We start from the raw sequence: 12873 nt of genomic DNA on the forward strand, positions 1-12873 counted from the left end.
AAACACGGGGGCCGGTCGGCGTCACTGGGCCTGGACGGAGGTCCGGGGGTGGGGCGGTCCCCACCCCCGGAGACCGGCCGCGGCAGGGGGACGGGCCGCGCGGGCGGGCCCGTCGGCGGTGTGGACGCGGGCCCCACGGACGGGCTCGGCGGCGCCGGCGGGCAGGATCCACGGGCGGGACACGCGGCCCCGCTCCCTCCCGACGACCGCGTCCCCTGGTCGCGGTGTCCGGACGTCCCTATGCTTTGCCGGGGCCGCCCGTCTCAGGGAGGCGGACAGAGATGAGGGGGAGTCCGTGACGGACGGATACGACGTGCTGGTGGTGGGGGGCTCGGGCGTCGACACGATCGTCCGGGTGGACGAACTGGCCCTGCCCGGCGGGGACTCGGTGTTCGTCCCGCCGGTGGCCGACTACGTGGGGCACACCGGCAACGGGGTGGCGCTGGGGTGCCACGCGCTGGGGCTGGCCACCAAGTTCATCGACTACCTGGGAGACGACGCCCAGGGCCGGATGGTGCTCGACTCCTACGCCGAGCGGGGGCTGGACTTCAGCCACACCGTCTCGCCGCACGGCACGCCCCGGGGCGTCAACCTCGTGGACCGGAGCGGGCGCCGCTTCTCCTTCTACGACGGGCGCCACCCGGACGACCTGCGGCTGCCCCCGGAGTTCTACCTGCCCTTCGTGCGACGGGCCCGGCACGCGCACCTGTCGATCATCGGCCACAACCGGGACATGTACGGGGACCTGGAGCGCCACGGCCTCACCACCTCCACGGACCTGCACGACTGGGACGGGACGAACCCCCACCACCTGCACTACGCGCTGCGCTCGGACGTGGTGTTCATGAGCGCGGCGAGGGTCCGCGACGGGGTCGGGGACGTGCTGCGCGACGTGGTCGGCCTGGGGCGGGCCCGGGTCGCCGTCGCCACCGACGGCGAACGGGGCTGCCACGTCCTGGAGCGGGGCTGGGACGCGCCGCGCGGCTTTCCCGCGGTGCGGCCGAACCGGCCGGTGGTGGACAGCAACGGCGCGGGGGACGCGTTCGTGGCCGCCTTCCTGTACGCCTGGCTCGGCGGGGAGCCCGTGGAGCGGTGCGTTCTGGCCGGGGCGGTGGCGGGGGCCTTCACCTGCGGCAGCGCGGGAACGCACACCGAACTGATCGACCTGCCCACGCTGCGCCGTCTGTCCGGGGACGCCGAGTACGAGCCCGTCTGAGGGGGCGGCCGGAAGTGGTGCCGGTGTGGCGTGCGGGGCGGGCCCCTGAACCTTGACGGCCGCAGCGTCGGCGGCGGGGCCGGTCTCCGCTCGGCGCCCGCCCGCCGGACGGGGGCGCGCGGGATCCACGCACGTCCCACGGTCGCTCCGGCCGCCCCGCACGGTCCCGGGCGCCGGGTCGCGTTGGGCGGCGGGGCGCGGAGCGACGTAGCGTGACCCCATGGAAATCGATCTGCGTACACGCACGGCCCTGGTGACCGGCTCGACCCAGGGCATCGGCCTGGCCATCGCCACGGCGCTGGCGCGGGCCGGGGCGACGGTGGCGGTCAACGGGCGCAGCGAGGAGAAGGTCGCCCGCGCGGTGGAGGCGGTCACCGAACGGGTGCCCGGGGCCGCACTGGTGGCCGCGGCCGCCGACGTGACCACCGAGGAGGGCGTCGACCGGCTCCGCGGGCTGCTCCCCCGGCTCGACGTGCTCGTCAACAACCTCGGGATCTTCGGGGCTCAGGACGCGCTCGACATCTCCGACGAGGAGTGGCGGCGCTACTTCGAGGTCAACGTGCTCTCCGCCGTGCGCCTGACCAGGGCGTTCCTGCCAGGGATGACCGAACGCGGGTGGGGCCGGGTGCTCAACATCGCCAGCGACTCGGCGGTGGTGATCCCGGCCGAGATGATCCACTACGGCATGTCCAAGACGGCGCTGCTCGCGGTCTCGCGGGGGTTCGCCAAGGAGGCCGCGGGCACGGGGGTGACCGTCAACTCGGTGATCGCCGGTCCCACCCGCACCGGCGGCGTGGAGGACTTCGTCTACCAGCTCGTCGACCGGGACCTGCCCTGGGAGGAGGCGCAGCGGGAGTTCATGCGCCTGCACCGGCCGCAGTCGCTCCTGCGGCGGCTGATCGAACCCGAGGAGATCGCCAACATGGTCGCCTACCTGAGTTCGCCGCTGGCCTCGGCCACCACGGGGGCCGCCGTGCGGGTGGACGGCGGGTACGTCGACTCCATCGTCCCCTGAGAACGCGTCCGGACGCCGGGCGGGGGCGCCCGGCGTCCGGGGGCGGCGCCGCTCTCAGCCGGTCGCGTCCACGGACCGGTGGAGCCGGTCGGCGAGCGCCGCGGTGTGGCGGGCGAACTCCGGCGGACCCTCCACCGTGAAGGGCAGGCCGGTGAGCGCGAGGACGACCGCGAGCCACTCGTGGGAGTCCACGCGGGCGGTGTAGCGCGCCCGGTCGGGTCCGACCGCCTCCAGGTCGCCGTCGATCCGGGAGATCCGCGCCGCCACCTCCCCGGCCGACGCGTCGAACAGGACCGATACCGTGTGCCGGGCCCGCCCCGCCCCGAAGCCCCGCTCCAGGTGGTCGGCCAGCGGTTCCCCCGGCAGCTCCCGGCGGGTGAAGGGCGCCCTCGTGGGGGTGACCCCGGTGATCCGGTCGAGTCGGAAGGTCCGCCAGTCGTCGCGCTCGCGGTCCCAGGCGAACAGGTACCAGCGCCGTCCGGACAGGACCAGCCGGTACGGGTCCGCCTTGCGGCGCAGCTCGCGGCCGTCGCCGCCGCGGTGGAGCATCCGGACCCAGTGCCCGTCCGCGACGGCCTCGCCCAGGTCGGTGAGGACCCGTGTCCGCACGCCCGGCCACACCCGCTGCTCCGGTTCGACCGCCGCGGCCATGGCTTTCGCCCTGCGGGCCAGGCGCGAGGGCAGTACCCGGCCGAGCCGGGCCAGGGCCCGCTCCGCGCTCTCCTCCACCCCCTCCACCCCGCCGAGCCCGGCGGCGACGATCCGCAGGCCCAGGGCGGCGGCCACGACCTCGTCGTCCTCCAGGAGCAGGGGCGGCACCGCGCGGCCAGCGGCCAGCCGGTAGTGGCCTCCGGGACCGCGGAGGCTCTCCACCGCGTAGCCCAGTTCGCGCAGCCGGTCGATGTCGCGGCGCAGCGACCGCGGGCTGACCTCCAGGGCGGCGGCCAGGTCCGCGCCGGGCCAGGCCCTGCCGGTCTGGAGCAGGGAGAGCAGGCGCAGCATCCGCGCACTCGTGTCGGCCATACGGCCCATTCTCCGGCGGGTTGTGGCCGGAATCCGACCGCAATCCCCGGTGTGGCGCGGTTGCCGATCTGGCCGGGAGTTCCGGCAGTCCGGAACACGGATTTGCGCACGGTCACGGGGGTGACAGAAAGGCATCGGTGGTGTGATCGTGGGCACCGGCGGCGTTTTTGTGGGATCGCTCCCCGTCGCCGCGGCCGGAGACCTCATGCGCTAACCAGCGGTTCTCGGGAAAGAGAACGGCACAGAAGTCGCGTTGCGCCCCCGTTCGATCACTCTGCGCACCCATCCCTTACTGAGAGTTTACCCGGACCGGGTAGACATAGACGGAATAGGCCCCCACGGACCTGAGATAAGGATGTGCGCGACGTGATGGACTGGTTGAGCAACCTCTTCGGCGGAGCAGCCGAGGAAGCAGCCCAGGGAGTGTCCGACGCCGTGGGCGGAGTCGGCGAGGCCGTGGGCGGGATCGGTGAGACCCTGGGCGGCGCCGGAGAGGCCGCGCAGGCCTACGGCGAGGAAGCCGTCGGCGGGTTCGCCGAAGGCGCCCAGGCCTATGGCGAAGAGGCCGTGGGCGGTTTCACCGAGGGCGCCCAGGCCTACGGCGAGGAGGCCGCGGCCGGTTTCCAGGACAGCGCCACCGAGGCGGTCGGCGGCTTCCAGGACCAGGTGGACACCGTGAGCGGTATCGCGGAGGACCCGGGCGGCGCCGCCGCCGACCACTTCTTCGGCAACAACTGACCTACCACCCTCCCGGCTCCGGCCGGGAGGGCACGGCCCGCCCGGAGCACCCGTGCCCCGGGCGGGCCGTTCGTGCGCCGCTCCCGTCAGCCGGGGAACAGCCGGTCCGGGCGGTCGTCCGGAGCCCGTTGCCGGTGCCCGGCCGGGAACCGCCTGCGAGTCCGCGCACGAGCGCCAGGACCGCGGTCGCCCTCTCGGACCCGGGACCCTCGGCTCACTCCCGGCGCGGCCGGGCCACCGAGAGCACGGCGAGCGCGGCCAGGGCGGCGACGCACGTCCAGGCGAAGGCGTCCCCGATCCGGGAGTAGACCGTGGTCACCCCCTCCCGGGGCACCATGGCGACCATGGTCTGCTGCCCGGTGGTGAAGTAGTCGGTCGTCGCCAGCACCCGCCCCTGGTGGTCGGTGGCGTTGGCGCGGCCGCGGCTCGCCTGCCGGAACAGGGCCGAGCCGTTCTCCACCGCGCGGAACACCGCGTTGCGCGCGTGCATCTCCTTGATCCCCTCCCAGGTGTTGGCGCCGACCAGCAGGACGTCCACGCCCCGCGCGCCCGCCTGGCGGACCAGTCCCGGGAAGTCGGCGTCGTAGCAGATGGCCACGGCCAGCCTCCCCGCCGGCGTGTCCGCGACGGGCACCGTGCCGGGCCCCGGCTCGTAGGGCTCCAGGACGGGCACCGGCCTGCTCTTGTCGTAGGTCCACACGACCTCGCCGTCCGGGGCGACCATGAGCATCTGGTTGCGGATGTGGGGAGCCCGCCCGGTGTAGACCGACATACCGGCGTTGACGTACACCCCGTGGTCCCGGGCCACCTCCCGGATGTCGGCCACCAGCAGGTCGCGGTCCTCCTCCAGGGTGAAGGCCGCCGACTCGGGCCACACCACGACCTCGGCGCCCGCGGCCGCCTCCCTCGCGGTGCTGGCGAGGAGTTCGTCGTTGACGACGCCGAAGCGCTCACGCAGCACGACCGGATCGGCGGCCCGCAGCGCCTCCAACGAGTCGTACTCCCGGAAGGTCGGCACCAGCTCCTCCCACGCGTCCTGCGAGGTGGTGACCCCCGCGACGCGCACGGTGTCGCCCGAGGGCGCGGCGAATACCAGGCGAGCGCCGCCCGCGACCGCGACCAGCGCGACCGTCCCGGCGCAGGCCGCCGCCACCGTGCGGGCCGCGCGGTCGGTCAGGCCGCGTGCCCACAGTAGCGCCGCCGCCGAGCACGCCCAGGCCACCAGGAAGCTCACTCCGTACACACCGGTCACCGAGGCCACCTGGATCAGAGGGAGGTTGTCGGCCTGGGTGGCGCCGAGAACCCCGTGGATGGTGCCGAAGGGGGTCACCGAGGCCACCGTGAACTCCACGGCCACGGTGGCGAGCGGGAAGACCAGGCTGACCCGCCACGGGGCGCGCTCCCCCAGTCGGCGGTACAGGAGGCGGTCGACGGCGTAGGGGGCCGCGTCGGCCAGGGCCAGGGCCAAGGCGAGCAGCACCAGCGGCGGGGAGAGCAGGTCGGCCAGCCACAGCCAGACCAGCACGGCCGTCGTGCTGGCGGCGAGGACGCCCAACAGGGCGGGCAGCGGTCGGCTGGCGCGTGCGAAGCGCAGCAGCAGGACCGGATAGACCCACGCGAGCAGAGCGATGTCCCAGGCGGCCTGCATCGCGAAGAGGGACAGGGCGGTACCGGCGAGGAGCCAGGCGTAGCGCGGAAGGGTCGGGGGCGCGGTCATGGTTCGGCCTTCGTCTCGGGGAACGGGGGTCTTGGAGAACAGGGGGTCTCGGGGAACAGGGGTCTCGGCCGGCCGGCACGGCCACAACGCTAGGGAGCCGCGGCCCCGGCGCCCATGGGGAATCCCGCCCTGTTCGGGACGCGGCTCCCCACCCAGGAATGCGGTGTTCCGCAGTACCCGCGCGCCCGGGGGGGTGGTTAGTGTCGACGCTGACGCCGACCGCGGCCTTCCCCCGTTCTCCGAGAACACGGGTTCCGAGGGCACGGGCCCGCGCGCGGGCAACCGGGCACGGACGGTCGGAAACGGGTGCCCGGCACGCACCAGCGGACGCGGGCACCGGGCACGGGCAACCGGCCCGGGTGCCCAGCGCGGACGCCGGGGGCGGCGGCGATCGGACAGGCGGAGAGGACGGACGTGACGACGCACGGGGACGCGCATCCGGCGGCAGCGGTGGCGCGCGCATGGGGCCGGGCCGTGACGGGCGCCGCCGCCGGAGCGGTGACCGCGCTGGCCGAGGCCCTCTTCCTCGCGGCGGCCCTCGTAGCCGCCGTTCCCGCGCTGCCGCTCCTGCTCCGTCCCGCCTCGCGCGCGTCCCTGCGCCGGGCGCTGGACGGGGCCGCCCGGCCGCTGGTCTCCCTGGAGCGCGGCCGCCTGTCCGCCCTGTTCGGCGTCGACATCACCGTGCGCCCCGGGACGGCCCGACCGCTGGCCTACCTCGCGGTGCGCTGCCCGGTGGGGCTCTTCGGCGGGCTGGTGCTGGCCTTCTTCGCCGCCGGGCTCTACCTGGCGCTGTCACCGCTGGAGGTGCTCGACGGCAACGACCCCGCGATCGTGCCGATCGGCTTGGCCCTGATGTACCTGAGCGCTCAGGGAACCGTGGGCCTGGTGGGAACGGAACGCTGGCTGGCCCGGAGGTTCCTCGGCCCCAGCCGCCAGGACCTCATGGAGGAGCGGATCGGGGTCCTGGTCGCGACCCGCGCGGGAGTGGTCGCCGCCGTGGACGAGGAGCGCCGCCGGATCGAACGCGATCTGCACGACGGCGTCCAGCAGCGCCTGGTACTGCTGGGGATGGCGCTGGGGCGGGCCCGCCGCGACCCGGGTTCGGAGCGGGGGCGCGCACTGGTCGAGCAGGCCTACGAGGAGTCCCGTGACGCCCTGCGCGACCTGAAGGAGGTCGCCTGGCGGGTCTACCCGGCCGCGCTCGCCGGGTCGGGGCTGCGGGCCGCGCTGCACGACCTGGTCGGCCGGTCGAGCCTGCCGATCGACCTGGAGTACGGCCTGGAGGGCGCGTGCCCGCCGACCGTGGAGACGGCGGCCTACTTCGTGGTCGCCGAGTCGGTGACCAACGCGGTCAAGCACGCGCGCGCCGAACGGGTCAGCGTGCTGGTCGGCGCGCGGGGCGAGGAGGGAGCGAGGTCCGTGGTGGTGCGGGTACGGGACGACGGGGTGGGCGGGGCCGACCCCGCGGGAACGGGGCTGGCCGGTCTGGCCAGCCGGGTCGAGGCGCTCGACGGTCGGCTGTCGGTGGACAGCCCCACGGGCGGACCGACCACGGTCAGGGCGGAGCTGCCGTGCGGGTGATGTTGGCCGAGGACTCGGCGCTGCTACGCGAGGGGCTGGTGCGGCTCCTGGAGGACGAGGGGCATCAGGTGCTCGCCTCGGTCGGGGACGCCGACGCCCTGTTGGCGGCCGTCCGCGAGGAGGCGCCCGACGTGGCCGTGGTGGACGTGCGCATGCCGCCCACGCACACCGACGAGGGGTTGCGCGCCGCGCTGCGGATCCGCCGGGAGCAGCCCGGAGTGGGTGTGCTGGTGCTGTCCCAGTACGTGGAGAAGCGGTACGCCACCCGGTTGTTCGGTGAGAACACCACCGGTGTGGGCTACCTGCTCAAGGACCGGGTGGTGGAGGTCGACGAGTTCCTGGAAGCCCTGGTCAGGGTGGGGAGGGGAGGCGCGGCCTTCGACCCGGAGGTGGTGCGCCAACTGCTCGCGGGCAGCAGCCGCAGGGACCCGCTGGGGCGTCTGACCGAGCGCGAGCGCGACGTCATGGCCCTGATGGCGCAGGGGCACATCAACTCGGCGATCGCGGCGCGGCTGTTCGTGTCGCAGAGCGCGGTGGAGAAGCACGCCAACGCCATCTTCGACAAGCTGGAACTGGGCGACACCAAGGGGTACAGCCGTCGCGTGCTGGCGGTGCTGCGCTACATGCAGGCCTGAGCGCGGGCGGGGCCGGGCACGGGGGCGCCGCGCGGCGGTGAGCGGTGTCCGCCGCGCGGCCGTCGGCCGCGGGTCCGCCGGGGGTGGAGGTCCCGGCGGACCCTGTCCGGAGGAGGGGTCCGGACGGCCGGTCGGTTGGTCGTGGGGATCAGGTGAAGTTCACGTCACTGCACAGGTAGTAGACCTGGTCCATGTGGGAGGCCTGCCAGATCGTGAACACGATGTGGTGGCCGGACCTGCCCGAGGTGCTGACGTCGATGTAGCTGTCCAGCGCGGGCGCGTAGGGACCGGTCTCCTCGACCAGTTCGAGGTCGTCCCAGCCCAGGGCCTGGGTGGTCGGGTCGAAGCCCTGCTCGGTGACGTAGACGCGGAAGTAGTCCGCGCCGTGCTGGGCCTGGTCGTACAGGTGGAGGGTGAAGTCGTCTCCGACGTCGGTGGTCTTCCACTCGCCGACGGCGTCCATCGAGTCGTAGCGGCCGCCCTCGGTGTTGCCGCCGCTGCACAGGGTCCCGTCGGGGATCTGGCCCTGGTGGTCGCCGCCCACGTTGTCGCGGTACAGGCCGTTCCAGTTCCACATGGCGTTGGGGTTGTCCTGCCACGCCTGCCAGCACATGGGGTCTTCCTGCGCCATGTCCGGGTTGAGGTGGTCGCTGCCCCAGCGCTCCCAGCAGCCGTAGTTGCGGCTGGCGGGGTCCACGATCGAGCCGTGCGCGGAGGCGGGGGCGGCCATCGTGGTCAGGGCGACCAGGGGCACGGAGGCCAGGACGAGCGCGCGTGCGGCCCAGGTCCGGCGGGTGGTCCCGGTGCTCTCGGTGGTCTCGGTGGTTTCAGCGGTTCGGGGGGTCATGCTTTCCATTGCGTTCTCCATCGTTCTCGGCTTGGTCAGCCGATCGACGGGAGCGCTCCCACAGCGCATGTTACCCCTCGGAGCCGAGTCGAAACAGAGCGCGGGGAAAATCCCTGGCGCGCCCTTCACGGCGGCGGCCACCGCCCCCGGCGCCCCCGGTCGCCCTTCAGGAGGAACACCCACGCGCACCACCGTCGCCCGCCGACCGGCCGCCCCGCTCCGACGCGGTGGTCGCACCCCCAGGCGACACGGCTGCGGGGAGAGCGCCGACGACGGAGACAGGTTCCCGGTCGCCTCGGATCCGCCACTACCTCCGCTGGTCCACCGCGACTCGTCCGGCCGGATCGATGCCTGACCGCTGGGCCGGGTCGGGGCACCTGCCGGCCGACCGAGCTGGGCGGAGCCGCCCTGGGGGCGGTGGCGGGCGGCCTCCTCGCCGAGTACGCGGGACTGCCGGTTCCGTTCCGGGTCGCGGCCGCCGCCGTGGGGCTGCTGACTGTGGCCGCCCGGCGACCGCAGGTTATTACTGATCGGTTGTGAACCAGGTCACCACCTGCGCATTTCCCTTGTGTGAACCGCGTACCAGAAATACTCCGGTCATATGGTGTTTACATATCACCATTGGCGGGCTACCGTTCAGGAAAGCGTTCCGGACCCGTAACACTCCGTCGCGGGAACCGGCGACGCCTTCGCACACACTGTTCACATCCATCCCCCTACACCCCCGCTCACCCCGACTGGGAGCGCTCCCAATCCTTCCAGTCCTTTTCGCTCGGCTTTACCCCGGATCTAAGGCACGCGAATGCAGCGCTCACCTCCATAAACGCAGGGAATTGTCCACACCTCCCGTCCGCCGGGCCCGAACTCGCCGGCCCGGCACTTCAGAAGGCTCCTTCTGGCAACCCGCTTCCATAAGGAAAGAAGAGATGAGCACACCCCCCCGTGCCGCGAACCTACGTTCGTGGACACGACGCGGCCTGGCCGCGACCTCCGCCCTGGTGCTCGGCAGCACCCTGGCGGTCGCCTCCTCCGTACCCGCCAGCGCGGCGGCCGGTTGCGAGGTCGACTACCAACTCAACGACTGGGGCTCCGGGTTCACCGCGAGCGTGGAGATCACCAACCTCGGCGACGCGGTCAACGGCTGGACCCTGGAATGGGACTTCGCCGGAAACCAGCGGATCACCAACTCCTGGAACGGCACCGTCACCCAGAGCGGACAGAGCGTCTCGGTCACCAACGCCGGGCACAACGCCTCACTCTCCACCGACGGCACCGCCAGCTTCGGCTTCCAGGGAAGCTACACCGGAAGCAACGCCGCGCCCACGGCCTTCGAACTGAACGGCGTGCTGTGCAGCGGTGACGTCGAGGAGCCGGAGGAACCGGAGGAACCGGAAGAGCCCGGGGAGCCCGAGGAGCCCGGCAGCAACGGTCGGGTGGACAACCCGTACGTGGGCGCTGAGGTGTACGTCAACCCGATCTGGTCGGCCAACGCCGCCGCCGAGCCCGGCGGGGACGCCGTGGCCGACGAGCCCACCGGGGTGTGGCTGGACCGCATCAGCGCCATCGAGGGCAACGACAGCCCCACCACCGGCAGCATGGGACTGCGCGATCACCTGGACGAGGCCCTGGCCCAGGCCAACGGTGAACCCCTGGTGTTCCAGGTGGTCATCTACAACCTGCCCGGCCGTGACTGCGCCGCTTTGGCCTCCAACGGCGAGCTGGGCCCGGACGAGATCGACCGGTACAAGAACGACTACATCGATCCCATCGCCCAGATCCTGGCCGATTACGAGGACACCGAGCTGCGGGTGGTGACCACGGTCGAGATCGACTCGCTGCCCAACCTGGTCACCAACGTCTCCCCGCGCGAGACCGCGACCGAGAACTGCGACGAGATGCTGGCCAACGGCAACTACGTCGAGGGGGTGGGCTACGCGCTGGCGCAGCTGGGCGCGATCGACAACGTCTACAACTACGTCGACGCCGGCCACCACGGGTGGATCGGTTGGCAGGACAACTTCACCGCCTCGGCGGCGCTGTTCTTCGAGGCGGCCAACGCCGCCGGTGCCAGCCCCGACGATGTGCACGGGTTCATCGCCAACACCGCGAACTACTCGGCTCTGGTGGAGGAACACTTCTCCGTCGACCAGACCATCGCCGGTACGCCGGTGCGCCAGTCGGAGTGGGTGGACTGGAACCAGTTCACCGACGAGTTGTCCTTCGCCCAGGCTCTGCGTGAGGAGCTGGTGGGTCAGGGGTTCGATTCGGGGATCGGGATGCTCATCGACACCTCCCGTAACGGGTGGGGTGGGCCGGACCGTCCGGACGGGCCGGGGCCGAGCACGGATGTGAACGCCTACGTGGACGGGGGCCGCTACGACCGCCGTCTCCAGTCGGGGAACTGGTGCAACCAGTCCGGTGCGGGGCTGGGTGAGCGCCCCCAGGCCGCTCCGGAGGCGGGGATCGACGCCTATGTGTGGATGAAGCCGCCGGGTGAGTCCGACGGGTCCAGTGAGTTCATCGAGAACCCCGAGGGCAAGGGGTTCGACCGGATGTGCGATCCGACCTATGAGGGCAACCCGCGCAACAACTACAACATGAGTGGCGCGCTGCCCAACGCGCCGATCTCGGGGCACTGGTTCTCCGCGCAGTTCCAGGAGCTTTTGGCCAACGCCTACCCGCCCATCCAGTAGCAACTCCCGGATCTCGGCTCCCTTCCGAGACGGGGCGCCCGTCCACCCCTGGGGGTGGGCGGGCGCCCGCCATGCGCGGGTCCTGGGATCATGGGACGGGGCTCCGGGCGGCGGAGCCCCGGACACCGGACCTGGGGGAAACGCGTGACGGCACCGTTGGAGACCGACACCGTCGTGGTCGGACTGGGAGCCATGGGGGCGCAGGCCCTGTGGCGCCTGGCCCGGCGCGGTGTGGACGTGATCGGGGTCGAGCAGTTCACGCCCGGGCACGACCGGGGCTCCAGCCACGGCGAGTCCCGCATCATCCGCACCGCCTACATGGAGGGCGCCGCCTACGTGCCGTTCGTGCGGTCGGCCTGGCGCGCCTGGTCGGAGCTGGAGGAGGCCTCCGGAACCCGGCTCGTGGTGCGCACCGGCGCCCTGATGCTCGGCGCGCCGGACAGCCCCGCCGTCACCGGGTCGGTCGCCGCCGCCGAACACCACGGTCTCCCCCACCAGGTGCTCTCCCGCGACCAGGTCGCCGAGCGCTTCCCCCAGCACGTGCTGCGCCCGGGTGAGGTGGGCGTCTTCGAGGAGGACGCCGGTGTGGTCCTGCCCGAGGCCGCGATCACGGCGGCCGTGCGGCTCGCGCGGGAGGCGGGCGCGCGGGTGCTCACCGGCGCCCGGGCGTCCCGTGTCGTCCCCGACCCGGACCGCCCCCGTGTGGTGGTCGGGGACACCGTGATCCGGGCCCGCCGGGTGGTCGTGACCGCCGGGTCCTGGCTGCCGCGGCTGGTGCCCGAGGTGGCGGAGCTGGGCGGCGGCCTGCGGGTGGAGCGGCGGGTGCTGGGCTGGTTCCGCACCACGCGGGACCCGTCCCCGCACGCGCACGGACCGGTGTTCGCCCGGGACGAGGACGACTGCACGTGGTACGGGTTCCCCAGCATGGACGGCGGCCTGACCGTCAAGATCGGTGTGCACGCCGAGGCTCCGGGGAACAGGGGCGAGGGCGCCCAGTGGGGCGAACCGGTCGACCCCGACGCGGGGCCGCGGGAGCCCGACGCCGCCGACGCGCGGCGGCTGGGACGGCTGGCCGCCGGACTGAACGGTGTGGCCCCGCTGCCCGAGCGGATGGCGTCGTGCATGTACACGATGACGCGGGACGAGCACTTCGTCATCGGGCAGCGCCGCGAACTGCCCGGACTGGTGCTGGCGGGGGGCTTCTCGGGGCACGGCTACAAGTTCGCCTCCGCGGTCGGGGAGGCGCTGGCCGACCTGGCCCGGCACGGGCGCACGGACCTGGCCGTGGACCTGTTCGACCCGCACCGCTGGGACTGAGCCGGGCGGTCGACGGGCCCCGGGGCGGGGTGCGGTCGGCGCGCGCGGGCGTGCGATCATCGCTTCCACGCGCGGCGCGAGCGCGGCCTCC

10 protein-coding genes are annotated in these 12873 nt (G+C 73.1%); 7 read left to right on the forward strand and 3 right to left on the reverse strand.

What is annotated here, in order from left to right:
- The first annotated feature begins 295 nt into the window (after nucleotides 1-295).
- Both NDAS_RS17385 and NDAS_RS17390 read left to right on the forward strand, forming a co-directional pair.
- On the forward strand, nucleotides 296-1216 hold the full coding sequence (locus NDAS_RS17385; protein WP_013154519.1) for a carbohydrate kinase family protein: 921 nt from the start codon (nucleotides 296-298) through the stop codon (nucleotides 1214-1216).
- Between the two features lie 220 nt (nucleotides 1217-1436).
- On the forward strand, nucleotides 1437-2231 hold the full coding sequence (locus NDAS_RS17390) for an SDR family NAD(P)-dependent oxidoreductase (protein WP_013154520.1): 795 nt from the start codon (nucleotides 1437-1439) through the stop codon (nucleotides 2229-2231).
- 54 nt (nucleotides 2232-2285) lie between these two features.
- On the opposite strand, the gene NDAS_RS17395 is transcribed toward NDAS_RS17390, so the two are convergent.
- On the reverse strand, nucleotides 2286-3254 hold the full coding sequence (locus tag NDAS_RS17395) for a helix-turn-helix transcriptional regulator (protein ID WP_013154521.1): 969 nt from the start codon (nucleotides 3252-3254) through the stop codon (nucleotides 2286-2288).
- A 369-nt stretch (nucleotides 3255-3623) separates the two neighbouring features.
- On the opposite strand from NDAS_RS17395, the gene NDAS_RS17400 reads away from it, so the two are divergent.
- Nucleotides 3624-3992 (forward strand): hypothetical protein, encoded by a 369-nt coding sequence (locus NDAS_RS17400; protein ID WP_210745942.1) that lies wholly within the window; start codon nucleotides 3624-3626, stop codon nucleotides 3990-3992.
- Between the two features lie 214 nt (nucleotides 3993-4206).
- Here the strand turns inward: NDAS_RS17400 and NDAS_RS17405 are convergent, their stop codons facing one another.
- The gene (locus NDAS_RS17405; RefSeq protein ID WP_013154523.1) at nucleotides 4207-5709 is read right to left on the reverse strand and encodes an apolipoprotein N-acyltransferase; all 1503 of its coding nucleotides are present in this window, start codon (nucleotides 5707-5709) and stop codon (nucleotides 4207-4209) included.
- Nucleotides 5710-6123: 414 nt separating this feature from the next.
- Here NDAS_RS17405 and NDAS_RS17410 point away from each other — a divergent pair, with 414 nt between their 5' ends.
- Nucleotides 6124-7290 carry a sensor histidine kinase gene (locus NDAS_RS17410; protein ID WP_013154524.1) on the forward strand — a complete coding sequence of 389 codons (1167 nt, stop codon included), beginning with the start codon at nucleotides 6124-6126 and terminating at the stop codon, nucleotides 7288-7290.
- Nucleotides 7281-7925 (forward strand): response regulator transcription factor, encoded by a 645-nt coding sequence (locus NDAS_RS17415; RefSeq protein ID WP_013154525.1) that lies wholly within the window; start codon nucleotides 7281-7283, stop codon nucleotides 7923-7925. The genes NDAS_RS17410 and NDAS_RS17415 overlap by 10 nt, the downstream gene beginning before the upstream one ends.
- 148 nt (nucleotides 7926-8073) lie before the next feature.
- Here the strand turns inward: NDAS_RS17415 and NDAS_RS17420 are convergent, their stop codons facing one another.
- Nucleotides 8074-8772, reverse strand: coding sequence for a lytic polysaccharide monooxygenase auxiliary activity family 9 protein (locus NDAS_RS17420; protein ID WP_049800313.1), 699 nt, complete (start codon nucleotides 8770-8772; stop codon nucleotides 8074-8076).
- A 926-nt stretch (nucleotides 8773-9698) separates the two neighbouring features.
- Here NDAS_RS17420 and NDAS_RS17430 point away from each other — a divergent pair.
- Together NDAS_RS17430 and solA are read left to right on the forward strand one after the other, a co-directional pair.
- On the forward strand, nucleotides 9699-11465 hold the full coding sequence (locus NDAS_RS17430) for a glycoside hydrolase family 6 protein (RefSeq protein ID WP_013154527.1): 1767 nt from the start codon (nucleotides 9699-9701) through the stop codon (nucleotides 11463-11465).
- Between the two features lie 144 nt (nucleotides 11466-11609).
- Nucleotides 11610-12782 (forward strand): N-methyl-L-tryptophan oxidase, encoded by a 1173-nt coding sequence (gene solA / locus NDAS_RS17435; RefSeq protein ID WP_013154528.1) that lies wholly within the window; start codon nucleotides 11610-11612, stop codon nucleotides 12780-12782.
- Nucleotides 12783-12873: the final 91 nt, after the last annotated feature.

It is taken from the genome of Nocardiopsis dassonvillei subsp. dassonvillei DSM 43111 (genome assembly GCF_000092985.1).
In the GTDB taxonomy this organism is placed as follows: Bacteria; Actinomycetota; Actinomycetes; order Streptosporangiales; family Streptosporangiaceae; genus Nocardiopsis; species Nocardiopsis dassonvillei.

Coding starts and splice junctions, on each gene's coding strand:
- NDAS_RS17420 (WP_049800313.1), bottom strand. CDS start 8,772: ATGACCCCCCGAACCGCTGAAACCACCGAGACCACCGAGAGCACCGGG.
- NDAS_RS17405 (WP_013154523.1), bottom strand. CDS start 5,709: ATGACCGCGCCCCCGACCCTTCCGCGCTACGCCTGGCTCCTCGCCGGT.
- NDAS_RS17400 (WP_210745942.1), top strand. CDS start 3,624: ATGGACTGGTTGAGCAACCTCTTCGGCGGAGCAGCCGAGGAAGCAGCC.
- NDAS_RS17395 (WP_013154521.1), bottom strand. CDS start 3,254: ATGGCCGACACGAGTGCGCGGATGCTGCGCCTGCTCTCCCTGCTCCAG.
- NDAS_RS17390 (WP_013154520.1), top strand. CDS start 1,437: ATGGAAATCGATCTGCGTACACGCACGGCCCTGGTGACCGGCTCGACC.
- NDAS_RS17430 (WP_013154527.1), top strand. CDS start 9,699: ATGAGCACACCCCCCCGTGCCGCGAACCTACGTTCGTGGACACGACGC.